At 69.8% G+C, this 25269-nt stretch carries 28 protein-coding genes; 10 read left to right on the plus strand and 18 right to left on the minus strand.

From position 1 onward, the window contains the following. Positions 1–31: 31 nt before the first annotated feature. Positions 32–1771, minus strand: coding sequence for a hypothetical protein (locus WMF14_RS31590; RefSeq protein WP_437792252.1), 1740 nt, complete (start codon positions 1769–1771; stop codon positions 32–34). Positions 1772–2102: 331 nt separating this feature from the next. Next, positions 2103–2279 carry a hypothetical protein gene (locus WMF14_RS31595; RefSeq protein WP_272094615.1) on the minus strand — a complete coding sequence of 59 codons (177 nt, stop codon included), beginning with the start codon at positions 2277–2279 and terminating at the stop codon, positions 2103–2105. A 65-nt stretch (positions 2280–2344) separates the two neighbouring features. Here WMF14_RS31595 and WMF14_RS31600 point away from each other — a divergent pair, with 65 nt between their 5' ends. Beyond that, on the plus strand, positions 2345–2932 hold the full coding sequence (locus tag WMF14_RS31600) for a DUF6368 family protein (protein ID WP_437792253.1): 588 nt from the start codon (positions 2345–2347) through the stop codon (positions 2930–2932). 128 nt (positions 2933–3060) lie between these two features. On the opposite strand, the gene WMF14_RS31605 is transcribed toward WMF14_RS31600, so the two are convergent. The 6 genes from WMF14_RS31605 to WMF14_RS31630 form a co-directional block, all read right to left on the minus strand. Then, complete coding sequence (locus tag WMF14_RS31605; RefSeq protein WP_437792255.1) at positions 3061–3918, minus strand: class I SAM-dependent methyltransferase; 858 nt, start codon at positions 3916–3918, stop codon at positions 3061–3063. Between the two features lie 146 nt (positions 3919–4064). Then, complete coding sequence (locus WMF14_RS31610) at positions 4065–4835, minus strand: hypothetical protein (RefSeq protein WP_437792257.1); 771 nt, start codon at positions 4833–4835, stop codon at positions 4065–4067. A 160-nt stretch (positions 4836–4995) separates the two neighbouring features. After that, entirely contained in the window at positions 4996–5637 is a 642-nt protein-coding gene (locus WMF14_RS31615) for a hypothetical protein (protein ID WP_437792259.1), read from the minus strand. 95 nt (positions 5638–5732) lie between these two features. Continuing rightward, positions 5733–6074, minus strand: coding sequence for an alpha-ketoglutarate-dependent dioxygenase AlkB (locus tag WMF14_RS31620; protein WP_437792261.1), 342 nt, complete (start codon positions 6072–6074; stop codon positions 5733–5735). Between the two features lie 309 nt (positions 6075–6383). Next, on the minus strand, positions 6384–6884 hold the full coding sequence (locus WMF14_RS31625; protein ID WP_437792264.1) for a hypothetical protein: 501 nt from the start codon (positions 6882–6884) through the stop codon (positions 6384–6386). A gap of 91 nt (positions 6885–6975) precedes the next feature. Beyond that, positions 6976–7437 (minus strand): hypothetical protein, encoded by a 462-nt coding sequence (locus tag WMF14_RS31630; RefSeq protein WP_437792267.1) that lies wholly within the window; start codon positions 7435–7437, stop codon positions 6976–6978. A 563-nt stretch (positions 7438–8000) separates the two neighbouring features. Between WMF14_RS31630 and WMF14_RS31635 the strand changes: the two genes are divergently transcribed. Together WMF14_RS31635 and WMF14_RS31640 are read left to right on the plus strand one after the other, a co-directional pair. Continuing rightward, positions 8001–8321, plus strand: coding sequence for an ArsR/SmtB family transcription factor (locus tag WMF14_RS31635; RefSeq protein WP_272094624.1), 321 nt, complete (start codon positions 8001–8003; stop codon positions 8319–8321). Beyond that, a complete protein-coding gene (locus WMF14_RS31640; RefSeq protein WP_272094626.1) occupies positions 8318–9091 on the plus strand; it encodes an SRPBCC domain-containing protein in 774 nt (257 codons plus the stop codon). The genes WMF14_RS31635 and WMF14_RS31640 overlap by 4 nt, the downstream gene beginning before the upstream one ends. 656 nt (positions 9092–9747) lie before the next feature. On the opposite strand, the gene WMF14_RS31645 is transcribed toward WMF14_RS31640, so the two are convergent. The 3 genes from WMF14_RS31645 to WMF14_RS31655 form a co-directional block, all read right to left on the minus strand. Next, the gene (locus WMF14_RS31645; protein WP_437792270.1) at positions 9748–10137 is read right to left on the minus strand and encodes a hypothetical protein; all 390 of its coding nucleotides are present in this window, start codon (positions 10135–10137) and stop codon (positions 9748–9750) included. Positions 10138–10298: 161 nt separating this feature from the next. Beyond that, the gene (locus WMF14_RS31650; protein ID WP_437792272.1) at positions 10299–10658 is read right to left on the minus strand and encodes an immunity 8 family protein; all 360 of its coding nucleotides are present in this window, start codon (positions 10656–10658) and stop codon (positions 10299–10301) included. Between the two features lie 44 nt (positions 10659–10702). Then, a complete protein-coding gene (locus tag WMF14_RS31655) occupies positions 10703–11005 on the minus strand; it encodes a hypothetical protein (RefSeq protein ID WP_437792274.1) in 303 nt (100 codons plus the stop codon). Positions 11006–11366: 361 nt separating this feature from the next. On the opposite strand from WMF14_RS31655, the gene WMF14_RS31660 reads away from it, so the two are divergent. Further along, on the plus strand, positions 11367–11906 hold the full coding sequence (locus WMF14_RS31660) for a hypothetical protein (RefSeq protein ID WP_437792277.1): 540 nt from the start codon (positions 11367–11369) through the stop codon (positions 11904–11906). A gap of 29 nt (positions 11907–11935) precedes the next feature. On the opposite strand, the gene WMF14_RS31665 is transcribed toward WMF14_RS31660, so the two are convergent. Next, entirely contained in the window at positions 11936–12064 is a 129-nt protein-coding gene (locus WMF14_RS31665; protein ID WP_437792279.1) for a hypothetical protein, read from the minus strand. On the opposite strand from WMF14_RS31665, the gene WMF14_RS31670 reads away from it, so the two are divergent. The 5 genes from WMF14_RS31670 to tpx all read left to right on the plus strand — a co-directional run bounded on the left by WMF14_RS31670 (position 12063) and on the right by tpx (position 17818). Continuing rightward, positions 12063–13403, plus strand: coding sequence for an endo-1,4-beta-glucanase (locus WMF14_RS31670; RefSeq protein ID WP_437792281.1), 1341 nt, complete (start codon positions 12063–12065; stop codon positions 13401–13403). The genes WMF14_RS31665 and WMF14_RS31670 overlap by 2 nt on opposite strands. A gap of 357 nt (positions 13404–13760) precedes the next feature. Then, positions 13761–15101 (plus strand): hypothetical protein, encoded by a 1341-nt coding sequence (locus WMF14_RS31675; protein WP_437792284.1) that lies wholly within the window; start codon positions 13761–13763, stop codon positions 15099–15101. 106 nt (positions 15102–15207) lie between these two features. Next, a complete protein-coding gene (locus WMF14_RS31680) occupies positions 15208–16506 on the plus strand; it encodes an SGNH/GDSL hydrolase family protein (protein WP_437792287.1) in 1299 nt (432 codons plus the stop codon). Between the two features lie 252 nt (positions 16507–16758). After that, a complete protein-coding gene (locus tag WMF14_RS31685) occupies positions 16759–17130 on the plus strand; it encodes a hypothetical protein (RefSeq protein WP_272094637.1) in 372 nt (123 codons plus the stop codon). 193 nt (positions 17131–17323) lie between these two features. Further along, entirely contained in the window at positions 17324–17818 is a 495-nt protein-coding gene (tpx, locus tag WMF14_RS31690) for a thiol peroxidase (RefSeq protein ID WP_437323736.1), read from the plus strand. A 48-nt stretch (positions 17819–17866) separates the two neighbouring features. On the opposite strand, the gene WMF14_RS31695 is transcribed toward tpx, so the two are convergent. Then, a complete protein-coding gene (locus WMF14_RS31695; RefSeq protein WP_437792290.1) occupies positions 17867–19336 on the minus strand; it encodes a cytochrome P450 in 1470 nt (489 codons plus the stop codon). A 185-nt stretch (positions 19337–19521) separates the two neighbouring features. On the opposite strand from WMF14_RS31695, the gene WMF14_RS31700 reads away from it, so the two are divergent. Next, a complete protein-coding gene (locus WMF14_RS31700) occupies positions 19522–20400 on the plus strand; it encodes a 1-acyl-sn-glycerol-3-phosphate acyltransferase (protein ID WP_437792293.1) in 879 nt (292 codons plus the stop codon). A 72-nt stretch (positions 20401–20472) separates the two neighbouring features. Here the strand turns inward: WMF14_RS31700 and WMF14_RS31705 are convergent, their stop codons facing one another. From WMF14_RS31705 to WMF14_RS31725, 5 genes are all read right to left on the minus strand, one after another. After that, entirely contained in the window at positions 20473–21516 is a 1044-nt protein-coding gene (locus tag WMF14_RS31705; RefSeq protein ID WP_437792295.1) for a glycosyltransferase family 4 protein, read from the minus strand. Positions 21517–21581: 65 nt separating this feature from the next. Further along, positions 21582–21845, minus strand: coding sequence for a DUF6755 family protein (locus WMF14_RS31710; protein ID WP_437792297.1), 264 nt, complete (start codon positions 21843–21845; stop codon positions 21582–21584). An 8-nt stretch (positions 21846–21853) separates the two neighbouring features. Continuing rightward, positions 21854–22369 (minus strand): ubiquinol-cytochrome c reductase iron-sulfur subunit, encoded by a 516-nt coding sequence (locus tag WMF14_RS31715; protein WP_437792299.1) that lies wholly within the window; start codon positions 22367–22369, stop codon positions 21854–21856. After that, positions 22369–23037 (minus strand): 4Fe-4S dicluster domain-containing protein, encoded by a 669-nt coding sequence (locus tag WMF14_RS31720; RefSeq protein ID WP_437323742.1) that lies wholly within the window; start codon positions 23035–23037, stop codon positions 22369–22371. Before WMF14_RS31720 ends, WMF14_RS31715 begins: the two co-directional genes overlap by 1 nt. Then, entirely contained in the window at positions 23034–25259 is a 2226-nt protein-coding gene (locus WMF14_RS31725) for a molybdopterin oxidoreductase family protein (RefSeq protein ID WP_437792301.1), read from the minus strand. Before WMF14_RS31725 ends, WMF14_RS31720 begins: the two co-directional genes overlap by 4 nt. Positions 25260–25269: the final 10 nt, after the last annotated feature.

Raw genomic sequence — 25269 nt, forward strand, 5'->3', positions numbered from 1 at the left:
TATGGGCCCCTCCCTCGGGGTTCAGCCAGCGTCACTCCGCTGCTTTACCGCCAGCGCCGCCAGCACCCCCGTCGCCGCCACCCGCTCCGACAGGCGCTTCGCCGCCGCCCGCTCCGACGGGCGTTTCGCCGCCGCCCGCTCCGACGCCCGCTCCGACGCCGCCGCCGCACTCCTTGGGATAGGCGCAGTAGCCGCCGCAATCGACCAGGGGAGGAACGCAGATGCCGCAGTCCTGGGGAAAGCCGCAGTAGCCGCCGCAATCGATCTGGGGAGGCATGCAGAGCTGCGGCTGCTCGCGGTTCCTCTCAAGCTCCACCGGCAGGACCTCGATCTGCTGGGTGAGCCAGGCGTCCAGCTCCTTGTATCGCTGCTCGTCGCCCGGCCGGAGCATGCCCTCGTCCGACAGCTGCTCGTAGATACCCTTCAGCACCGCGTTCGGGTCCAGCGCGGTGAACTCCTCGATCACCTGCTCGCACGCCGCGATCGTGTCGGCCCAGCAGGCCGGCTCGCTCTGGCACCCGCGCGCCAGCGTGTTCGTGCCGGCCAGGGGAACCACCGGATACCAGCTCTGCCCCAGGCTGATGTCGACCGAGTACGGCAGGTACTGGAACAGACCATCGGCCCGCTCGACCAGCACGACGTTGTTGCTGTTGTGGAGCGCGTCGTCGCCGGTGGCGAGCACCCACGACAGGCACTGGAACCGATGGAACGCCGGCCAGTCGATCCAGCCCGCGAGCGCGGCCTTGAAGCCATCGCCTGGCGGCGTCTCGGCGATCGCCTCTTCGAGCTCCTTCGCGCGGGTGCTGTCACACTCCTTGAGCTGACAGTTCTCCGGCTCGTCGAAGGCGCTCCCGCCGAACGGCACCATGTCGACCGGGAGCGGGATCCCGCCGCCTCCCGGAATGTTGCCAGCGAAGTCTCCGGCGAACTCCCAGATGTTGGCGCAGCCGCCGCCGAACTTGCCCTCGAGGCGGGTGCAGAACGCCTTCTTGTAGCGCTCGACCACGATGTAGGGGATGGACACCTCCTCGCCCCAGACGTTGCTCGACAGCCAGGCGTAGTTGGTCAGGGGGGCCGCATAATCGAGGCGAGCATAGAGATCGAGCGTGAGGCGCTCGCGGAAGATGCTGCCGACCTGGCCGTTGTTGAAGCGCACGTGCTCGAAGCCGCCGAGCCGTTGCTTCTCGACGAACTCGTCGGCGTCGACGTTGAGGTTGGGGATGGTTCGCTTCGTCCAGGGCCGCTGCGTCGACTGGCCGGCGATCCCCACCTGGACCTTGCCGTAGTCGGCCGTCTTGCCCTTGGCGCCGGCCGTCGTCACCCACAGGTGATCCACGAAGGTCGCGTCCTCCCCTGTCGGGGAGTAGATATCTCCGAACATATCCCTCTTGATGGGGCCCCCGATGCCGCCGAGCCCTTCGTTCATGAGCTCGAGCTGCTCCTCCGAGACGGCGAACCAGTAGCGGTTGCCGATGGTGCCGAAGAGGTCGAGCTCATGCTCGGCCACCTCGGTGTCCACGACAGGCGCTCCCGGGTACTCCTGGGGTGCGCCGCCGGCGCCGCCAGCGCCCCCGGCACCTACGGCACCTCCGGCGCCCCCCGCGCCGCCCTCCCCGTTCGTGTAGTAGTAGTTGTAGATGTTGTCCGGCTTGTCAGCGCACCCCGCCGCGACGACGACAGACGGGAGGGCAAGCAGGGCGAGCAGCGAGATGGCTCGCGTGCGAGATGACCATGATCGAGCAGAGGAAGACGACGGCAGCTGATTGGACATGAAGCGCAACCTTTCCGCTTCACGCCCAGTGCAAATAACGTACCGTTTATGGCGGAATTCTGACGCGTCGGTGTCGGTGCCCTGGAGACAGGTCGAGCCTGCGGATCCGGCGAGTTTGTTGAGGAGCTCGAGCCGTCCGTCCCGCGGGGCGTGGGTGCGCCGCCGGAGCCCCCTCATGACACGAGGGTCAGAGCCTGGCACACCTGTCGAGGAGCTTCGTCCTTGTGTGCCAACGCCGCGACGCGGCGTCGATCCATCGGGTCGCGGATCGCCCCGGGCTCCCGGCGTGCGCCGTCGATCGCTCCGCGGAGGTTTGCGAAGGGCTCGTAGCTCACCGGCTCCGGATCTCCCACCAGACCCACTCCTCGTCCGCCAGCGCTGGCGGGCGTAGCGCTTCCGCCGCCCGCGCGAAGAGCCGGAAGCTGTCGATGGGGGCCGACGACGCTGGGGGCAACGCCGAGGTTGGCAGCGTGGCGTCGATGGTGAGCCTCCCCTCGCCGCCTTTCACCGCTGCCTTCGCGCCTTCGACAAGGCGTCCCTTCCCGCCCTCGCCGATCACCCCGAGAGGCGGCCGTGATCCAGCCGGAAGAAGCTTCGAAGCTCGGCGGCTGCGAGGCCTTGGTGGACTGCCATGATTCGAAAGCGTACGCTCCCGGAATGGCGGGGCCAGTGGCGTCCGTTTTGCTGCCCGCGAAGATGAGCGTTGAGCGAGTCGCCGCGCTTCGAAGTGGAATCTCGCGCATTGCCAACGACGTCCGTGGGGATGACTTCTGGCTCGACCAACGCCCGTTCATTCTGACCGTTGGGCCCGAATACCCTGAGGCGATATCCGAGATCCTCGAGGCGGGCCTCCCGGAGATGCTCGGATGGTCGCCAGAAGACGTCGTTTCATTCGCTGCGATGTGCAACGACGACGAAGATCATCGGTTGCTCGCCAGGCTGTGCATCGACCTGGCCGAGGCGGAAGGTGGAGTCATCGACTTCTGCGGGCAGCTGGCGATCGGTCCACCGCTGGACGGCCTTCGAGACGACAAGCCCGTCAGGGTCGAGAATCCAGGTGGGGTCACGGGCGTGCTGTTCGCAACGATGCGCTCCCACTACGGAGACGTGGCGTTCGCGCGCTCCTGGCTACGGCACGCGAGCTTCCGCATGGTGAAGTAGATGCAACTCGGGTCGGTCCAACGTCCGCGGGCGAGCGACAGATCTAACCAACGACTGGCATCAGGCGGCGTTGCCCCAGGCGCAGCGAGGGCCAGGTCAGCTTCACGAGTCGAGCTGGACCGCTTGATTCAGGTCGTCGCCACCAGCAGCTCCTCTGAGTTGTTCGGCGGACGAAGGCCATCCGTCCTGCCCGCGAAGTAGCGTTCGGCGAGCGCAGCGGCCGATACATGCTGGACCTCTATGAAGCCGGCATCTCGGGCCAGCGCCAGCATCTCTGCCGGCGTGAAGAAGCTGATGAAGGGCGTGCCGTTGGCCCTGGCCCCCGCTGCCGCGCGCTCGATCCCGGGGCGCACCTCCGGGTCCGCCAGCTCGATCGGGAGCATGAACGACATGGCGAGCGTGGAGCCCGGAGCGAGCGCCGCGACATGGCGCAGCGTCGCCGCGATCGCGTCCCTGGTCAGGTACATGCTGACACCGGTGGACGCCACCACAGCCGGCCGCCCCGAGTCGAAGCCGGACGCGGCCAGCCGCTCCCACCACGCATCGCCCGCCTCGAAGTCGACCGGCACGAGCCGCAGGAACGATGGGACGCCGAGGCCGAGGTCGATGAGGCGCTGGCGCTTCCATGCCTGGGGGCTGGGCCGATCGATCTCGAACACGACCAGGCGGGCGGCGAGCTCCGGCCGACGCTGGGCGAAGGTGTCCAGGCCCGCTCCGAGGATGACGTACTGCCCGACGCCACGGGCAGCCTGCTCCGCGACGAGATCCTCGACGAAGCGGGCGCGGGCCAGGATAGATGCGCGGAAGGGCCGCGTGAACGGGCTCATGTCCGGACGGCTGCGCCATCCGTCGTCAGGAGCCGCCAGCTTCAAGCCAACGTCGTCTTCGAACACGTGCGGCGGCGCATCGGCTTCCACGTGCAGCGCACGCCACAAGGCGACCCGAACCGCCGTGTCGTCCGCCGCGGCAACTTGTCTATCTTGCATGACGTTCTCTCCTATGCTCCTCCTTCGCTCACGGTACGCAGATCCTTGCCGCCGCGCAACGCCCCCCGCCCGGCCCGCCCAGCGTGCGGGCCTGACGCGGACGGGCGGAGCTCGACCATCGGCAGCAGCCGTGAGTCAGGCTCAGCCTATTCCTTCCCGAGCAGCAGATCGATCACCCAGCAGCCGCGGACGTGCGGCCCGCGGCCGCGGCAGTGGGCCAGCACGTCGGCGTCGTCGCACCTGGCCTCCAGCAGGGCGTTCGCCAGGATCGACATCGACCCGAACACTCGGCTTTCGTACATCTGCCGGGCCAACCCGACGGCCGTCGAGGTCCGCCAACCCGGGTCGAATGCCACCACGCGGAACGGGTTGCCAAAGATGTCGCGGAGTACGTCGGCCTGCGCGTGCTCTTCAGCGGCACTGCTGGCGAGGAATGAAGCATCCCCAGGCGCGGCGCCTGGATTGGCCATGGCAGCAGCTGCCAGATGAGCGTTGGACGAGGCGTAATACGCGCCCTTCGGAGCCTGTGGCTGAACCACCTGGAAGCTCAGGGCCAGCGCGTCGTGCGTCGGCTGGAGCGAGATACGCTCGGCCCCACCGGACGCCCGCCACCTACCCTCCAGGGAGTCGAGCGCCTGCCGGACCAGCGCCTCGGCCGCCTGAAGTTCTTCCAGCGTGGCCAGGCCATCGGCGTGACGGCTCGCTGTTTCCACTGCCGCCTCTGCGAGCTCATCGGGGAGCAGGCCGCGCACGCGGTAATAACATTCACAGGCGAACAGCCGCAGCTTGCGGTCACTCCCCCTGCACGCCAAAAACGTCTTGATGTCCGTAACCCGCACCTCATTCGGCCCGAGTCCGAGCAGGAAGCGGAGCATGGGTTTGGTCCGATCACACACCAGCCATTCCGTCTCGTTCATCTGGCGACCTCCGGCCGGCATCTTTTCCGATGCGACGACGAGTATTTTTCGCGCTCCGCGGGCCTGACGGTTCGGCGTTCACCGGGGCCGGGCCGCAGTTCAGCGGCGGCTCAACAAGGTGTCGTGTGAATATCGTATTACCGCCCGCTGCAACTGCATGTTATCCGATGGTTGACCGCGGCGCTGGATGCCCTGTGGCTGCGAGCGCCGCAGCTGCCGCGAGCTTGTGGATGGCCTGCCAAGGTGGCCCGATCGATCGGCCCATCGCGTGCAGAAGATCGTTCACGTCGTCGCGGGCGAGGGCCGTTGCAGCGTCGCGAAACACGCGCTCGCGGTCGTACCAGCGCACGGACCAGCCGCGCGCCTCGGCTGCGGCCGCGAGCGCCTCGCGATACATCACGGAGTCGGCGAAGGTCTGCGCGCGATTGTCGGCGATGCGCTGCTCGGTCGTCGGCGGGAGCTCGGGGCACACGCGGATCGCGATGCTCGCGATCGGCAGGGCCACCGCCGCGGCCAGCGCCTCGAGGCCCTCGCGCGCGCCGCGCGCGGCGGACGCTCGCACGCGCTCGACGAGCGCCACGGCGTCGGCGAGCGAGAGCGCTCGCGCTCCCGGCGTGTTGAGGTAACGGCCCACCGCCCACGACCCTTCGTGGTGATGCGGGTGCGTCGGCAAGCCATCGGTGAGGTCGACGCGCCGGCGATCGAGGAGCTCGCCACCGGGCGCGACGGTGACGAGCACCGCCGAGTTGCCGTGCTCCGCGACGCCGACGGTCGCGGTTCGCTGCGTTCGTCCTCTCGCCACGTCTTCCTCCTCCGGGGGCGCGCCCCCGCGGCTGACGCCGTCGCGCCCTCTCGTCCGGATAACGGCCGGGAGCTTACCAGCGAAGCCCGCCACGTTCACCGAGATAGGGATCGGAACGTGAGGCTGATCCGCGGGCCCGCGGCTTCGACGGCGAGGACCGCATGCTGCCACCCCTCCTGAACGCTGGCGCGCATGATCAGGAGCGAGCCGGGCGCCAGGGCCATGTCGTGCCTCTCGTCCCGGCGAAGGTTCCGGCGGAAGGTGAGGACGCGAGGCGCGCCGAGCGACAGGATCGAGGTCGTCGTTGCAGCGACGAGACCGGCGCTGGAATCCGAGTGAAAGCCCTTCTTCGCCGTCCCGTCGGCATAGAAGTTGGCGAGGCAGTTGTTGATCCGGTGCCCCACCACGCCGGCGAGGCGAGCCGCGAGCTCCTGCACGTCGAACCAGTGTGCCGCAGTCCTACCGCCGCTCCGGACCCGCCTCCGGAAAGGCCACGGGTGAGCTCCTGATCGCGGAAGACACCTTGTTGACCACGAACAATACGGAGATCGTACACCAGAGACGGTGGAACACGACGCGGACCGCCTCGGCGTTCCAAGTCGTGCCAGATGGTCATGCGACGGAGAAGCTCATTCTTGGCTGCCGCTTGCATCGGATTCTCCACGGTGATCGGAGGCGTCGGGAGCGTCTCGCGAAACCTGGGGTGGCGCAAGCTGAGATCGCGGGTTCAGCCCCAACGACGAGGTTCATTGACGCACATGCCCGACCTGCTCGCATGGTTCAAGGACATCGAACTCGAACCACCCCTGATTCAAGGACGCACGGAAAGATGGAATGGATAACCAGAGGCGCTCTGGACCGAACTCGCACGGCAACGCTCGAAGTCGGTCCGCAAGCCAGGCGCGCTTCGGGTTCGGGTTCGGCTGGCGCGGCGGCCCAGCCGTCACGAGGTAGAGCAGGAACTCGATGGTGCGGCCCTCATCGTGGACTTTCTTAATGCGCAAGCGCACGAGATCAGGCGAGAAACCATGCTCGTGCCCCCAGAAGCAATCGTCGAGCGACAATGCCGAGCCCATGACGCTGAGACGACCGTCGGCCTTGTCCACGATTACCCCGCAAGAACCGACATACCCGACCCGAAAAAACCAATACCCACCACGATCGAGGACCGTGCGATCAAACCAAGCTGCCTCGCGCTGCTCCACATAGACCTGGACGATTCGGTGGGCTTGCTCCAGTGTTATCATGGGCCTCTACTCGAACGGTGACGCGGTCACCTGAGCGGCGTCGATGCGGAAGTACAAGGTCGCGGCGGTGGGTGGCGCGCCTGGTGACCCCTCATGGCGCCGCGTCCGGTCGGCCGTAGTCGAGCTGCCGATCCGTGTAGAGATCCGCCTGAATCAACCGCACGTATTCCGTGGGGAAGAGTCCTACGATCTGCCCCCGCACATCGGCAGGGTAGCCGTACACGACGAACATGTCACCATCATGGATCTGCTCGGAGACGGACTCGAACGCTTCAAGGGGCATGGACCATGCTGCCCTGATGGCCCCCTCCCCTCTTGGGGAGAGGAAGTAGCGAGCCCGCTGAAGGCCAGAGTCTTCGATCCAGTCAAAGTACCGATGCTCGATGTCGAACCGCAGCACCGTGGCGTCGTTCTCCTTCGACACCTTGTACGATCGCAAGACGCCCGCCCAGGCAACCAGCGTCTTGTCGTATCGGCCAGGATTGCCGCGGACGTCGTCCGGATGAATATCCCGCGTCGCCCGACCGAAGACCGCGGCCTCTTGCTCCGACACCGGGTGGTACGTGCCCGAGCCAGGCGCGAGTGAGGGCAGGCGGCCCGAAAGGGCCAGGAAGGCCAGTCCGGCAAAGCAAACGCCTCCAACCGCGAGAGATACCGCGAGTACTCGTCGGCCAGTCAAATGTCTCTCACCTCCGCAGAGCGATTCCGGTTCAAGGGGGCACGCGTGGCCATGCGATCCGCTCCTCCTAGTCGTCGCGCCTCTGTCCGCCGAACTGTCAGTCGATTGCTCAACCAGAGCCGCCGGACCAGGTCTGTCGCGATCGTCGCCTTCCGTGCCCTCCCCCACAAAAAGTCTCACGGATCGGCTCTGCGCTGCAAGGCCCAATTGCTGTCCAGCGCTACGGGGTGGGTAGCTTCGGTTCGGAGGGGATATGCAAGCTCCGTCGAACGACGGCGCCAGCCGCGGCCATTTCTGGAAGCCCCAGGCGAACGGGCGCGGAAGCATGGGGTCAGCTCTGCCGACGTTGCGCAGCGCACGACCGGCGTGCGCGCACCGCTTCGACGCGCTTGACAAGCTCAGGCCACCGCTATACTGGTAACCCACAGGTTACCGATATGTCACCCGCGAAAGCCGACATCGATGTGTTTTTTGTCATCGCCGATCCGACCCGTCGCGCGATCCTCGATCGTTTGCGCGCGGGTCCTGCCCCTGTGAACGAGATCGCGGCCGACTTCTCTCAGAGCCGCCCCGCGATCTCGAAGCACCTCCGCGTGCTCAAGGCGTCGCGGCTGGTAACCGAGGAGAAGGTCGGGCGCGAGCGGCTGTACACGCTGCGACCCGCGCCGCTGCAGAAGGCGATGGCATGGCTCGAGGGCTACCGCGCGTTCTGGGGTCGCAATCTCGAGTCGCTGAAGCGTTACCTGGAGGATACATGACAGCCAAGAGCATCCACGCCCGTTCGATCGCCGACGTCGCGCAAGGGACGATCCTCGCCCGCATCGAGATCGCCGCGCCACCAGAGCGCGTCTTCCGCGCGCTGACGACCGACGAGCTGACGAAGTGGTGGGGTTCTGCGGAGATGTATCGCACGACCGCCTTCACGATCGACCTTCGCGCCGGAGGGGCCTGGCGGACCGACGGCGTGGGGGCAGACGGGAAGGCATTCCATGTCGGCGGCAAAGTCATCGAGCTCGATCCGCCTCGAAGGCTCGTCCAGACGTGGGAACCGTCATGGGATGCGGACGCGCCCCCGACGACGGTCTCCTATCTCCTCGACCCGATTGAGGCGGGCACGCGCCTCACGGTCCGACACGCTGGATTTGGCGCTCGTGCGGCGTCGTGCGAGAGCCATGCGGCAGGTTGGGAGCGTGTCCTGGGTTGGCTCACGAACCACGTCGCGCCGCAGCCGGAGCGGAGCTTCTTTCTCTGTCGGCTGTTGCCGTCGCGCGCGACCTTCATGCAGGACATGACGGCTGACGAGCTCGCGGTCATGCAGGCGCACGGCAAATACTGGCGCGGCAAGCTCGCCGAGGGCCACGTGATCGCCTTCGGACCCGTCGCCGACCCGGCGGGCGGATGGGGCGTCGGCATCGTTGCTGTCCGCGACGAAGCCGAGCTCCGTACATTCCAGAGCGAGGATCCCGCGATCAAGTCAAACATCGGGCTGCGGTACGAGGCGCTGCCCATGCTCACGGCCGTGTACTGACGGCTCACGCGATGGCGGACTCCGGCGGCGCGGACAGAAAGGTTGACCAGAATATAACTGGCTGACGCTCCGGGCAACTCGTCTGCCTGACGCTCGGCTTCAGCGGCGGCGCGAAGCGATGTCCGCTTCAAGCCGAGCGTCAGGCGCTCCACCCGTCATGTCTGTGGCTTTCGGCATCGCGGATCCCATCGTCGATCCTCTCTTCCGTCAAGATCGGTCCTGACCTCCCCGGACTCGTCGAATTGCCAGGCAGAATAGCCATAGAAGAACCACTTCTTGATCGGGATCGCTCGCATCCCGTGGAGCTCGTCTGGCGTATGATGCCAGTGAGGCGGGATCACCGAAAAGAAGAGATCGTTCGCGACTCGCCTCGCCCGAAGGGACATCGACAAGCAACAGTGCTTCAACGTCCCACGCGCCGCGACCTCATCACAGTCCGGATGAGAATGGAAGTATCGGACGCCTTGCATCACTTGCCCCAAGTTGAGCGCCGTGTGCTTGGCGTACTCCTCCAGAAAGATCGTCCATTTCATTTCTCTCTCCTCGAACGAGCCGACGCAAAGCTCAGCGGATCTGCGTTGAAAGGTGCGGACATCAGAACCCGTACGGGCTTCGCGGTGCGCATCGAGACACTCCCTTCATGACCACCGGCACGACTACGTGATGCCAGGGGTCGTCGTTCCAGTGAAGGCATCCCAGGCCCGAATGTACGCTCGCGCATCCGCTCCCAGACGTGAGACGACGCGCGCAACGGCGGCAGGGTCACGAACACTCTGGGCGCAGATCGCCTCCAGGAGCCCCGTGGCCACGGCATCCGCCTCCGGGCCGCTTCCTGACAGCGAACGCTCCACGAGTCGCGAGACCTCATCGAGCGTCGCGTCATCGAGGTCGGATTCGAGCTGGACGAGAGCACGACCGATGCTGCCGAAGCCGACCGTGATAGGGACCGCATCGGGCTCCCAGTAGGCGACGACCTCGGACACCGCTTCCCGCAACTTCGGGTGGCAAGCGGCAAAATCCTGGTACGGGTGGAGCGAGTCTGCCATCGACGTTCTCCTTCTTGGCGAAGGTCCCCTCGACGTTCAGGCGGTACCCCCCCGGGGCGGCCACGAGCACCGACGGGGCGGCAAGCTGGAGGAGCCGCCGCACGCGCCGCGCGCCTGCGCTGCGGCGAGGAGCGGGGGCGAACAGGAGAGCACGCGCCATGTCACGGTTCCCGGTAGCTCTCGTATTCCCAGGCGAAGTAACGCCGGAGGTTCTCGAGGCAGGCGGGCCAGGTCTCGGCCTCGCACGACGCGACGGTCTGCTCGAGCCAGCGCCAGAGATCGTCGAAGTCGTACCGGCGCATCACGAGCAGCGGGCGGGTGGCCAGGATTCCATCGCGTGCCTCCAGCCGGTCGAGCCCCGCGGGCGTGGCCACCCTGAGGGTGAAGGAATCCGCGCCCGCGCCCTTTCCGGGCCCGATGTCCAGCATCACGAGCTCGGCGAACGCGTCGGGCTCGTCGGGCGCCCACGTCCGGAGATTGGCATGCCCCCAGACGCCAGCGGAGCGGATGACGAGCTTCATGGCCTGGGAAAGCGAAGAGCAAACCGACCCGCACGTCAAGGGCGTCACACGTGGTTCGCCGGTGAGGCGCTCGACTCGACGTGCATCGTTTCATCCTCTCCAACCACGACGCGCGATTCGTGAAAATCGACCCGGAGCGTTCGGAGGACTTTTCCGTCCGCGGATACGTCGAGTAGCAGCATGACGAACGGTTCGACCGTGCCGAGGAGATGGTCGCTGGGAGCCCCCAAGCTGCGCCACGCCAAAGCTCGACGCGACATCTCCGTGATGAAGGCGCGCTCCGCATCGGTGCGACGCTCGTCCAAAGCGAGCCAGAGATCTTCTTCGCGAAGCTCCGTCGGATTCATTTGCCGGTACCTCGCAGCGGCTGCCAAACGACTCAGCGGCCAGCTGGGCGGAGCCATCCAAGCTCGGATACGAGGTCATGACCTGGGCGTTCCAAGCAATACTTGTCGTTTTGTATCTTCCCTCACAAAAAAATCTCACGTATCGGCTCTGCGCGGCAAGGTCCAAATGCCGTCAAGCGCCGCGCCATACGGTAGACCTGCCTAACACCGTCGGCAGCACCGCCGCGAGGCGCGCGGAGCGGCCGGCCCGAGATCGCGCGGATGGCGGCGGCCATCGCCCCTGTGCGGCTCGCCCCCTCCTGCGCGGTCCGCTCGCTCCGTCCGCTACCGCCGGCCGCTGCTCCGCGCTACGTTCGCCGCCGTGGACGCCCCCCGACCGTCCGGCGCTCGTCGCGCGCTGCTCATCGGCCTCCCCGTCGCCGCGCTCGCCGCGGCGGCCTTCCTCTTCGTGGCTCGCGACGAGCGCCCGGCACCGGACGCGCGCCCGCCGAGCGCGGACTCCAGCGCAGCCCCCCGGCCGCAGCGACGCGAGGAGGCGCCCGTCGTCCCCCCGGCTGCCCCGCCGGCCGCTGCCACCGTGAGCGCCGCAGCACAGGAGTCGGAGCCGGCGCCGGACACCGACCCCGAGGGCAGCATCATCGACCGCATGCGCGCCGCCTTGACGAGCAACCCCGAGGAGGTGCTCCGGCTCGACGACGAGGCGTCGCGCGACCTCGGCGACAGCCCCCGCGCCGCCGAGCGCGGCATGCTCCGCGTGCGGGCGCTCGTTCGCCTGGACCGGATCGGCCAGGCCCGCAGCCTCGCGGAAGACCTCATCGAGCGCTACCCGGACGATCCCTCCGCGAAGAGCGCGGCCGCGTACATGGGGATCCACCCGAGGCCACGCGGGCCGTCCAGGTAAGCGGTGATACCGCGGGTGCCCCGCGGAGTTCACTTGATCTTCATCAGGGCCGCTGCGACCACGATCTTGTAGCAAGAGCAGAACGTTGCGCAGTGAGTCACTGAACCGATTAAGAGTTCGGGCTGGTCCGGCGCGCGTTTCTGGTGATAATCGGGCATGCGCAACTGGCTTCTTCTTGTCGGGGTTCTCCAGCTCTCCGTGGCTGGATTCGGCTGTGGCGACGGATCGGATGGCGGCGGCGACGGCGGCGCCGGCGGCGAAGCGGGGGACAGCGGCGTCACCGGGAGCAGCTCCTCGGGCGCCGGCACGCCCGCTAGCTCGGGCGCGGGCGCAGGCACACCCACGGGCTCCGGCGCGGGCGCCGGCGAGCCCACGGGCGGACCTGCGAGCGCGGGCAGCGGCGACCCCGTGGCCGGCAGCAGCACCAGCAGCGGAGGAGAGCCCAGCGCCTGCGCCGGTGACGAAGAGGACGAGTGTCCGTTCGAGGCAGGGGTCGAGATCGCCTGCCGCCTCCGCTTCATGTACGGCGTGAACTACGCCTGGCGCGACTTCGGCGCCGATTTCGGCGGTCAGTCCAAGTGGAGCCAGGCGGGCATCTCGGGCAAGAAGAGCCAGGTGCTCGCCGACCTGCAGGACATGCGCGCCAACGGCGTGGACGTTGTCCGCTGGTGGATCTATCCCCGCTTCTACGGCGACCAGATCAACTTCGACGCACAGGGCAACCCGACCGAGCTCGGCGGCACCTCGACGCAGGACATCCTGGCGGCGCTCGAGCTCGCGGACCAGGCGCAGGTGAACGTGATGTTCACGCTGTTCTCCTTCGATGGCTTCTACAAGACGTCTTACAATCCGCCGAACGGCCTGTCGGTCGCGAGCATGGGGCCCATCGTCGCGGACGCGGGCCGGCGCGCCAAGCTCATCGAGAACGTCGTCCGCCCCATCGCTCGGACGGTGGCGTCGAGCCCGCACAGCGACCGGATGCTGGCCTGGGATGTCATCAACGAGCCCGAGTGGGCGATGACCGGGCCGAGCCTCTACGGCGGCGACCCGGCGTTCGAGGGGGACTCCAGCAAGTTCGATCTCGTCACACACCAGCAGATGGAGGCGCTCGCCAAGGAATCGGCCGCCGTGCTGAGGGGAGAGACCGGCGCGCCCGTGAGCGTCGGCAGCGCCGCCATCAAGTGGGGTCAGGCGTGGACGCGCTCGGACGTCGACTTCTACCAGGTCCACATGTACGGCTGGGTCAACGACTACTTCCCTTACAGCAAGCCCCTCTCCGAGTACGGCCTCACGGACAAGCCGGTCGTCATGGGCGAGTTCCCCATCAACATGGCGGAGATGGACGTGCGCTACGACAAGTTCGTGGGCGACCTCTACAACATGGGGTATGCGGGAGCGCTCTCGTGGTCGATCACCGATCGGAACTTCCCGTGGTCGTCCAACAAGACCGCCGTGAAGGCGTTCGCCGATCAGCACCCCTGCGAGACGCGCTACTGAGGGCCGGGTGAGCGCCGCTGCACGCGGCGCTCTTCCTCCCTGTTTCCCTGTTTCCCACCCGGGATCCGAACCGGGCCGCCGTATAGGCCCGGCGAGCTCGTCCTCGATGATACGAGCCGCGCCTGCGTGACAGCTTGCCCCAGCGTGTGGCGCATTGTCGCGCGGGGGCGCGATCCGGCCTGCGAGGCCGTCTGTCGGAGCGCCGGCGCCCTTCTCCTCTCGACCGGATTTCAACTGGGTTTCAACTGGGCACGTCGGTTGCTGACCGTCGGTGACCGGGGTGAGCCCGCTGCTCACGGAGGTGACCACCTGCGTGAGCCTCGACAGTTGTTCACCAGCACCCAGAGGGAGAGCGAGATGGCACGAGATCGCTACGAGGGCCGGGACTTCCGTGACGAGGGGCCGCGCGACGACTGGCGTCACCGGGACGATCGGTGGCGCGCGCCACGGGACGACGATCAGCGCGGATTCCGCGGTCACGAGGGGGAGCGCGACGCGTTCGAGCGAGGGTCGTACAGCCGCGGCAACTACGCGAACCAGAGCGGCGGCAGCCGGCAGGGCGAGCTGGGACAGATGCCGCAGCCGTACGGTCAGCAAGGGCGCGGAGACGGCAGGGGCGCGTGGAGGGCGGGCGGCCAGCACGCACAGGACGATCGCGGCGGATCCGAGCGGCGCTGGCAGGAGCAGGGCGGGGCCGGCGCGCGCGGCTACCGCGAGCCCGAGGAGCGCCGCGCCTACGGACAGGACAGCCCCTCGTGGGAGCGGATCGGTGGGCGCGACGACCACTTCAGCGGGCGGGGCGCCGAGGACGAGCGAAGAGGGTTCGGCTCGGCGCAGCGAGGGCGGGAGGAGAACCGCGGCTACTACGGGCGCGAGGCGTACTACGGCCGCGACGCGGCCCGCGGCTTCTCCGGGCCGGACGAGGATCATGGCCGCGGGACCTACGGGCGCCGCGACCACGGCCGCGACGAGGGGGGCCAGAGCCGGCGCTACCAGGGCTACGGCGACGGGCGAGACGACTACCAGGGCCGCGGCACCACGCGAAACGACTACCAGGGCCGCAGCGACACGCGAGACGACTACCAGAACCGCGAGCGCTACCAGGGCCGCGACTCCACGCGAGGCGACTACCAGGGCCGCGACTCCACGCGAGGCGACTACCAGGGCCGCGACTCCACGCGAGACGACTACCAGAACCGCGAGCGCTACCAGGGCCGCGACGCCACAAGAGACGACTACCAGGGCCGCGACTCCACGCGAGACGACTACCAGGGCCGCGAGCGCTACCAGGGCCGCGACGCCACAAGAGACGACTACCAGGGCCGCGAGGATCGGTATCGCAGCGACGGCTACGGGCGCGGCGATGACCAGGATCGATATCGAGGCGGCGACGAGCGAAACGCTCCTGGCCACCACGACGGCCGACGCGACCACGGTGGCGGATACCAGGGCCGCGGCGAGGAACGCGGAGACCGCGGCCGCAGCCAGGAGCTCCGCGGATATGGCGACACGTACAATCGCCCGGAGCGCCGGCCCGGGTTCGGCCGCTTCATGGGCGACGAGATCCCGCAGGGGTACTCGACCCGCGTCCACGAGCGCGACGACGTGCGCGCCTCGCAAGGCCGCGACCGCGAGCGCTCCCCCGCCGAGGACGGCGGCCGCTCCAGAGTCCAGAGCCAGGACCGGACCTGGAACTGAGATCAACCGATCTCCGCAGCTCGACGCCTGCGCCGCGGTGTCTGCGCCGGCGCGCAGGAGGAGATTGGAGTTGTCCGCGCCACGGAGCTAGAGCATCCTCGCGCGCATGAAACGACAAGCTTACTCCACCCTCCCGAAGCTCGCTTCCGTCTGCTGCATCGCCTGGTCGGCGCTGGCCGGCTGCGGTGACGACGACTCCAATGGAACGACTGGAACGACGGGCTCCGGCGGCGGCTCATCCACCTCGAGCAGCGCCGCCAGCACGGGCGGCGGCGGCACGGACGAAGGCGGAGGAGGAGGAGGAGGCGGCGGCGGCGCGGATCCCGGCACGACCTCGTCGAGCGCGGGCGGCGCGGGCGGCGGAGACCCCTCCAGCGACACCATCCGCTTCATCGGGCGCTTCGATACGACGAACGCCGAGGGCCCCCGCTTCTCCTGGGCAGGCAGCGCGATCGTCACGCGGTTCTCGGGGACGTCGCTCGGCGTCCGCTTCAACGACGAGTCGACCGCGGCTCAATCCAACTTCTTCCAGGTGGTGATCGACGGCGAGGCGAAGGGCGTCCTCAAGGTCAACAGCGAGAAGGAGCTCTACACGGTCGCAGACGGGCTGCCCGACGGCGAGCACGACCTCGTGCTCCACCGCCGCACCGAGCCGCTGGTCGGCGTGTCGCAGTTCCTCGAGTTCGTCCCGGAGCAGGGCGAGGCGCTCCTGCCGGTCCCGGCGGCGCCCGCGCGCCGGATCGAGGTGATCGGCGACTCGATCTCCGCCGGCTACGGCGTCGATGGGGCCAACGAGACTTGCCCGTTCACGAGCGATACGGAGAACAACTACCTCGCCTACAGCGCGCTGACAGGGCGGCTCGTCGGGGCCGACACCACGATCGTCGCGTGGTCCGGCAGAGGCGTGTACCGGAACTACGACGGTGAAGTCGCGCCCACCATGCCCGCGATCTATGGCCGGACGATCGCCGACGAGGAGCAGCCCGCATGGAACTTCTCGTCCTGGGTGCCGCAGGTCGTGGTGATCAACCTGGGCACGAACGACTTCAGCATCAACGTCCCGGGCGACGCCCAGTTCCGTGGACCGTTCACCGAGGCCTACGCGGGCCTCGTCGAGACGGTCAGAACGAACTATCCGGACGCGTTCATCTTCTGCACCATCGGGCCCATGCTGAGCGACTCGTACCCGGAAGGCGCCGAGGCGCTCACCAGGGCGCGCGCCTACATCGGCCAGGTGGTGGAGGACCGGAACGACGATGGCGATGACAAGGTGCGCGTCCTCGAGTTCCCCGCGCAGGACGGCGCGGCGAACGGGCTCGGCTGCGACTACCACCCGAGCGTCAAGACGAACGCCCTCATGGCCCAGCAGCTCGCGGAGGCCATCCGCGAAGAGCTCGACTGGTAAGGGCCGCGCGGGGCCGGGGCATCGTGCCACCGGCCCGCCGCGACCGCTGTGGCACGACGCACCACCGATCCCACGCCAGCGCAGCGCGCGTCTCGCAAAGAGCGAGCGCCGGTCCCATCTGCTCGCCGTGGCGCGCGCGGATCGGCCATCCAGCGTCATGGTACACGCAGTGCATCTCTCGCCATCAGAACAGCGGAAGGGCGGCGGCTCCGAGAGCGCGTGAGAGCCCGCCGCCGAGCGAGGAGATCATCCATGCAGACCAAGCGAGACAGCACCCTGCGGGCCACGAGCAGGAGCCACAGCCATGAGTTCGTGGAGGCGGCGCGCAGGAGCGCCGGTCGCGCGGAGAGCCGCGATGCGTTCATCCCCGACCCCGGCGACGGCCCCCCCGAGGTGCTCGACGAGCTCGCCGAGCAGATCGCCGAGCAGTACGTCGCCTCGGCGACATCGGGCAGGGGCGACACCACCGAAGACTACGAAGACAGGGTGGAGCCGGAGGAGATCGGGGGCCCCTTCGTCATCACGACGGCCGAGCAGGAGATCGGGTACAGCAGGGACTCGACCAACCCCGATGACGGCGAGGTCGAGCCGTTTCCGCTGGTCCATCGCTCGCCCCTCCGCTGATCGCGCGCGGACGATCGACGTTCCCGCACGATCGCGCACGCTCGCGCGGGCAAGACCGCCCGGCCAGCGCAGCGTCCGCACGCCGGACGAGCGGAGCTCTGGCCGAGGCGGTCTGGCTGGTTCTGCTTGGCGTCCGCCCCCGGCGCGCCTACGAGAGGCGCTGCCGCACAGCTGCACAGAGGAGGACGCGACCATGGCTCAGACCAAGTTCAAGGGAAGCCCCATCCACACCGCCGGCGAGCTGCCGTCCGTCGGCGCGACCGCCCCCGATTTCACGCTCGTGAAGACCGACCTCTCCGAGCGCAAGCTCTCGTCGTACTCCGGCAAGAAGATCCTCAACATCTTCCCGAGCGTCGACACCCCGGTCTGCGCGAGATCCGTGCGCACGTTCCACGAGCGCGCCGAGAAGCTCCCGGGCGTGACGGTGCTCAACATCTCGGCGGACCTGCCGTTCGCGCACACCCGCTTCTGCGCGTCCGAGGGGATCTCCAACGCGGAAGGCCTCTCGACGTTCCGGGGAGATTTCGGCCAGAAGTACGGGGTCACGCTCGTCGACGGGCCGCTCGCCGGCCTGCTCGCGCGCTCGGTCCTCGTGCTCGACGAGCAGAACAAGGTGCTCCACGTCGAGCTCGTCCCGGAGATCGCGCAGGAGCCCGATTACGACGCGGCCCTCGCCAAGGTGCAGTGAGCCGGAGCGCCGGCGCTTCCCCGCCGCGCGCGCGAGCGCCTCGTGATCTCACGCGCTCGCGCGCCTCGTGAACCGGATGCGCAGCCCCTCCGGCTGCATCGCGAACGCCATCCGCTCCCGCACCGGCGCTGTGTGATCCGCGAGGTGCACCGTGAAGCTCCGGAGCACCATGCCGACCGTCACCGCGCACTCCAGCAGCGCCATCGCGCGCCCCGGGCAGACGCGCGGCCCGCCGCCGAACGCGAGCGCCATCCTCGGCTCGTGGGGCAGCGTCGCGGGCGCGCCCCCGAGCCAGCGCTCGGGGCGGAACGACTCCGGATCGCCGAAATACTCGGGTTTCCGCCCCGTCGCGCGCGTGAGCGCGACGACGCCGGCGCCGGCGGGCACGGCCACGTCACCCACGGCGGTGTCGTGGTTCGCCTCGAGGAAGAGCAGCGGGGCGGCGGAGCGCAGGCGCAGCGTCTCCTGCGTGACGGCGCCCGTGTACTCGAGGCGCTTGCACTGCTCCAGCGTCGGGATCAGCCCGCCGCCGAGCACGCGATCGGCCTCCTCGCGGGCGCGCGCCTGCACGTCGGGGCGCGAGCCCAGGTAATAGAGGATCCACGCGAGGGTGTTCGCTGTGGTGTCCTCGCCCGCGAGCAGCATCGTGAGCACGTTCGCGTAGACCTCGGCGTCCGAGAGGCGCGCCCTCGGGTCCTCGCCGTCCCGCGCGGCGATCATGAGCTCCAGCAGCGTCCGCGGGCGCGCGGGCCGGTCCGCGCCGCCCTCGAGCTCGCGCCGCGCGGCGGTCACGAGCTCGAGGATGAGCCGCTTCACCGCGACAAGGGCGCGGTCGTAGGCGCGGTCGGCGGGGAGGCCCAGGTAGCGCCAGTAGGGCAGCGGCGCGAGCATCCGCCGGTTGAGCCCGAGGAACACGCGCTGGAGGTGCTCCTGGAGCGCGTCCGCGCCGCGCTCGAGCGTGTTGAGATCGCGGCCGAAGGCGACGGACGAGGTGACGTCGACCGAGTAGCGCATGAGATCGCCGAGCACGTCGCGGGCGGCGCGCTCGTCGGCCGCCCGCGCCCAGAGCTCGCGCAGCCGGCCCGTGATGTCGCGGATGCTCGGGAAGAAGCCCTCGACGTGCCTCGGGTGGAACGTCGGGTGGATGAGCTGCCGCTGCTTCCGCCACGCGTCGCCATCCGCCGAGAACAGGCCGACCATGTTCGCCTCGCGCGACACGGCCTCGATGGCGCGCACCCGCCGGAACACCGCGGGGCGGCGCTGGAGCACGTCGCGCACGAGCTCGCCGTCGACGACGACGAGGACCGGCTGTCGGCCCATCCGCACGACGAACAGGTCGCCGTGGGCGCGCCACCACCGCTCGAACTCGAGGTGCCAGCGGTCGGGGTGGAGCGCGAGCAGATTGCCGATCACAGGCAAGCCCGGCGGCCCAGGGAGATCCGCGAGCGTCCGCCGAGGACGCGCAGCCGCGTCGCCGCGGCCGATCGGCTCATCCATGGCAGGGGGCGTGGCGTTCATGGCCCCCTTCATACAGAGGCGGCGCGCCCCGACGCAAACCCAACAGGCGACACAGGTCGCGCCCCATCGCGCTGGACAGGCGACACAGGTCGCGTCCCATCGCGCTGCCCATCGCGCTGGACGATGTCGGGCGGGCGGAGCGCCGGCGCTGGCGAGGTGGCGTCGACACGGAGTAAGACGCCGACATGACGGAGCCGCTGGAGAGAGAGCTCGCGAACCTGTCCGGCGCGGAGATGGTGGCGGCGCTCGGCCTCGGCGGGGCGCCGGCGTGGGTGCGCCGCGCCGGGCGTGCCGCCTTCGCCGTCCCTTCGTGGCCGCTCGGGCGCGTGCTCGCGCGCTTCGATCGGCGCACCGGCGAGGCCGGGCTCCACGTCGCGGCGCGGGAGGCGCTCGCCGGCTTCGGGGCGCGCTGGAGGGCCGACGCGGCGCCGCCGTCGCGCGGGGCGCTGCTCGTCGTGTCCAACCACCCCGGCGCCTACGACGCGCTCGCGCTGATGGCGGCGCTCGGCCGGGAAGACCTCATGATCGTCGCGGCCGAGCGGCGGTTCCTGCGGGCGCTGCCCCACGTGAGCCGGCGGCTGCTCTTCGTGCCGATCGACGAGGATGGCGCGCCCGCGCTCGCCGCGCGGTCGGCCGGCGTGCGCCGCGCGCTGCGGCACCTGCGCCGCGGGGGCGCGCTGCTGCACTTCCCCGCGGGGCGCATCGAGGCGGATCCGGCGTTCGCGGGCAAGGGCGACGCGCTGCTCGCGGAGTGGCAGCCGAGCGCCGGCGCGCTGCTGCGCGCGGCCGCGGCGGCAGGGGGGCGCGCCGCCGTGGCGATCGTCTCGGGGGTGCACTCGCCGCGGGCGAAGCGGCTGGCCATCACGCGGTGGGCCGAGCGCCGCGGGATCACCACGCTGGCGCCGCTCCTGCAGGCGGCGCTGCCGGGCTTCGACGACGTCGACGTGCGGGTGCGCCTGGGCGAGGCGCGGGACGCGGCGGAGGTGGCGCGCGGGGCCCGCGACGACGCGGCGCTCACGCGATGGCTGAAGGACGAAGCGGCGGCGCTGCTCGCGGGGGCGTGACGGCCCGGCGCCCCGGCGCGCGCTCCTGCCCGTTCCTCGCCGAGCCGGTCATCGGCTCATCCGCTCATCCGCTCATCCGCCCGTCGCGCGCGCGAGCGCCGCGCGCACCGCGGCCGCGGTGCCGTCCCAGGTGGGCAGCGAGGCGGCCCGGACGGCCGCCGCGCGGCTCATGCTCGCCCGGAGGGCGCCGTCCTCGAGGAAGCGGGCGAGCGCCGGCGCGGGGCCCTCGACGTCGTCCCAGAGCAGCGCCTCCGCGCCGTCCTGGACCGCCTCCGCGATCGCGCCGGCGCGGGCGGCGAGCACCGGGACGCCGGCCCGGACCGCCTCCGTGAGCACCATGCCGTAGCCCTCCAGCGACGAGGGCAGGACGAGCGCGTCCGCCGCCGCGAGCGCGGCCGCGAGCGCCTCGTCCCCGAGCACGCCGGGCGCCGAGACGCGCGCCTGCAGGAACGCGGAGCCGGCGATCGCGCGGCCCACCCGCCCGGCGTAGGCCGGGTCGCGCGCCGCGTCCCCGATGAGCACGAGCGTGGCATGCGCGCTCCCGACCCGCTCGAACGCCGCGAGGAGCTCCAGCAGCCGCTTGCGCGGGATGAAGCTCCCCACGAACAGGAGCCGCAGCGGGCCGCCGTCCCGCCGGGCGCGGGCGAGCAAGGGGAGCCGGTCCGCGCCCGGCGTCGCCACGTCGACCCGGGCGAGCCCGAGCTCGCGCCGGAGCCGCGCCGCGGTCGTCGCGCTCGTCGCGAGGTGCGCGTCGCACAGGCGGATCACCGCCGCCTCCGCGAGCGAGAGCGCCGCGCGCCGCGGGCCGGGCGGGAGCTCCCACGCGCTCAGGTGGTGCACGAGGAGCGCGCGCGCGATCCGCCGCGGCAGCACCGCGAACGCCGGCCCGAGCTCCGGGAAGCAGAGCTCGTCGCCGACCACCACGGCGGGGTCGAGCCGGGCGAGGCGCCGCGCGAGCGCGAGGCCGGCGAGCGCCCGCGACCGCGGCGCCGGATCGAGGGACACGACCTCCACGGCGTCGCCCCGGGCGCGCAGCCGCTCGACGACGAGCCGATCGTAGATGTAGCCGCCCGTGGTCTGGTCGAGGGCGCCGTAGACGATCCAGGCGATGCGCATGCGTCAACCCAGTACCACGGGACCTGGCCAGCCCCGCGCGGACGGCCAGGCGCCTCGCCCGGGCGTCACGCGTCGCGCGGCGGCCACCGGCGCGCCCTCCACGCCGACAGCTCCCCCGCCGCGACAAGGCCGGCGCCCAGCGCGAAGCACACCAGCGAGGTCGCGAGCGCGGGCAGCGGGATGTCGCGATCGCCGCCGTTGTACGCCTCGACCGTGGACGTCAGGAGCCAGTACTGGAACGCGCAGAGCATCGCCACGGCGAGCAGCCTCGCGCCCATCGCGCCCTTCGCCCCGGGGCGCAGATCGTGTTTCGGTCCAGGGATCGGCATCGCTCACCTCACGTCGCACGCCGCCGCGAGAGGCCTACCGCGAACACCTTGCCGCCCTCGACCTCCAGCGCGATGCGCCCGAGCGGCCGCAGGTCGCGCGGCGGACCGGACGTGCCCTCGCCCGAGGCCACGTCGAAGCGGCCGTTGTGGCAGTAGCACCGGAGGCACTCTTCCCCGCCCTGCCGCGCATAGGAGACCGGACATCCGAGGTGGGAGCACTTCTGCTCGAACGCCAGGAGCTCGCCGTTCTCGCGGCGGATCAGCAGCGCCGGCGTCGTCTCGTCCGGGTAGCGAAAGACCACGGCGCTCCCGGGCGCGAGATCGCCGACCCGCGCGATCTCCATGCGGCCGGACGGCTCCGCGGGCGGCCGGCGCGAGCGGAGGTACACCACGGCGTTGCCGGTCGCGAGCCCGCCGCTCAGCAGCACGAGGAAGCGGGCGAAGTCGCGGCGGGTCACGTGGTCATCGCCCTCGGACTCGTAGGGGAAGTCCTCTCGCCACTTGGGCAGATCCTCCGCGCCCATCACAGAAACTCCGCCTCCGGCCCCGCCTCCTCCGGCGCTCGCCCGTCGCGCGCGCCCGCCGCCTGCGCGACCGCGAGCGCCGCGGGGCCGCCGCCCTCGTCGAAGGCGGGCAGGTCGACCGCCATCTCGTCCACGTCGTGCGGCACCATCACGTGCACGCGCGTCGCGATCCGCTGCTTGCCGAAGCGCCAGCGGTTGATCGGCTTGCTCGCCGGCCGCTGCTGCGCGATCTCCTCGCGCGTCCCGTAGAACAGCGCGCCCGTGGGGCAGACCGTCGCGCACATCGGCTTCTTCCCTGCGCTCGTCCGGTCGAAGCACATGTCGCACTTCTGCATTTGCTGGATCTCCATCTTGATGATCGGGACTCCGAACGGACACGCGAGCTCGCAATTGCCGCACGAGATGCACCGGGGCTTGAGGCTCGAGTGCACGATCCCGTGCTCGTCGACCTTGATAGCGTCCGCGGGACAGACCGACGCGCAGGTCGGATCGGCGCAATGCATGCAGACCATCGGCGCGGTCTGGAGCGACACGCCCGGCGCGACCAGGTCCACGTGCACCATCGGCAACCCCCGGTGCGTGTGGCACTCCGAGCACGCCGCGGCGCACGCCTGGCAGCCGATGCACCGCTGAAAATCGATGAAGAAATCACGCACCACAGCGCTCATGAGGCCTCCAGCTTGAGCTCGGCGAACAGCGACCGCGCCAGCTCGGCCTCGCCGCGCGTGGCGGCGCGCACCCTGCACGCCGCGACCTTGAACTCCGGCATCTTGCTCACGGGATCCAGCGCGCGGACCGTGAGCTGGTTGGCGGCGAGCTTCTCGGGCCAGTGGTACGGGAGGAACACCGTATCCGGGCGGATCGTCTCGACGATCCGGAGCGGGACCGTTATCCCGCCGCGCCGGGTCTCGACCGTGACCAGCTGCCGATCGGCGAGGCCGAGCCGCGTCGCGAGCGCGGGGTGCATCTCGCAGATCGGCCCGGGGCTCTTCTCGACAAGGAACTTGATCCGCCGCGTCTGCGTCCCGCTGAGGTAATGAAACACGCTCCGGCCCGAGGTCATGTACAGCGGAAACTCCGCGTCGGGCACCTCCGCGCTCGGGCGGTAAGGCGTGGGGAGCAGCTTGAACTTGCCGTCGGGGTGGTAGCTCCTCCCGTCCTCGAAGAGCCTCGGGGTGCCCGGGTGCCCTTCCGACGGGCAGGGCCAAAACACCCCCATCTCCCGCTCCACGCGCTCGTACGTGATGCCCGCGTAATCGGCGGTCCCTCCCGCGCTCGCGCGGCGCAGCTCGTTGAAGATGTCCTCGCTGCTCGAGAAGCGGAAGTGTTCCTCCTTCCCGAGCCGCCTCGCGAGCTCGAGGAGGATCCACGTGTCCCGCCGCGCGTTGCCGGGCGGCTCCACGGCGGCGCGGATGCGCACCACGCGGGCCTCCGCCGTCGTCGAGGTGCCCTCTTCCTCCTCGTGCAGCGAGCCCGGCAGCACGACATCGGCGTAGCGGGCCGTCTCGCTCATGAAGAAGTCGATGACGCAGAAGAACTCGAGCCTCTCGAGCGCCTCGCGGGTGAAGCCCGTGTCGGGGTGGCTGACCATCGGGTTGAAGCAGATGTTGAGGAGCCCGCGGATCCCGCCCGCGTGGATCGCCTCGACGATCTCCACGGTCGTCTTGCCCTTGCGCGGCAGCTCGGCGTCGGAGATCCGCCAGACATCGCAGATGTGCTTGCGGTGCTCCGGGTTCTCGATGTCGCGGTTGCCGGGGAGCTGATCGCACTTGTGCCCGTGCTCGCGCCCGCCCTGCCCGTTGCCCTGCCCGGTGATGGTCCCGTAGCCGCAGCCCCTGCGGCCGATCCTGCCGGTGGCGAGCACGAGGTTGATCAGGCCGAGGACGTTCTCGACACCCTTCGTGTGCTGCTCCACGCCGCGCGCGTGCAGGAGGAAGCTCGTCTTCGCCTGCCCCCACGCCGCGGCGACCTCGCGGATGAGCGCCGCCGGGACGCCGCAGATCTCGCCGGCCCACTCGGGCGTGCAGCGCTCCACCGAGGCGCGGAGCTCGGCCCAGCCCGTGCAGCGCTGCTCGACGAACTCCCGGTCGAACCAGCCGTTGGCGACGAGCTCATGGAGCAGCGCCTGGTTGAGCGCGCTGTCGGTCCCCGGGCGAAGCGCGACGTGGTGGTCGGCGGTGCGGGCGATGGGCGTCTCGCGCGGATCGACCACGATGAGCTTCGCTCCCCGGTCGCGCGCCTTCCAGATGTAGTGCGTCAGCGTCGGGAAGCACTCGCTCACGTTGGTGCCCGCGAGCAGCACGACGCCGGCCTCGGGGATGTCGTCCCACGGGTTCGCGACGCGGTCGATCCCGAACGCCTTCTTGTTGCCCGCGCCCGCGGAGACCATGCAGAACCGGCCGTTATAGTCCAGGTTGGCGGTGCCGAGCGCGAGGCGCGCGAACTTGCCCACGAGGTAGCTCTTCTCGTTGCTCAGCGAGACCCCGCTCAGCATCGCGAACGCGTCCTTGCCCCGCTTCGCCTGGATCGCGCGCGCCTTCGACGCGACGAGATCGAGCGCCTCGTCCCAGCCCGCCTTCCTGAACCCGGCCCCCTCGCGGATCAGCGGGTCGGTCAGGCGGTCGGGGTGGTGCGTCTGCATGTACCGTTTGACCCCCTTCGGACAGAGCCGCCCCTCGTTGAACGGGAACTCCTCCCACGGCTCGATGCCGATGACACGGCCGCTCTTGACCTGCAGCTTCACGCCGCACTGCATTCCGCAGAAGCAGCAGTGCGTCTCGACCAGCCTGTCGGGCTCGGGCTTCGGCCCCCACCCGGTCACGGGCGAGTCCGAGACGTGCGGTCCGTACTCACGAATGTAGTCGGAAATAGGCAATCTCAGGTGAGCCATATGTCGTCTC

The organism is Sorangium sp. So ce693 (genome assembly GCF_051521375.1).
Lineage (GTDB): Bacteria > Myxococcota_A > Polyangia > Polyangiales > Polyangiaceae > Sorangium > Sorangium atrum.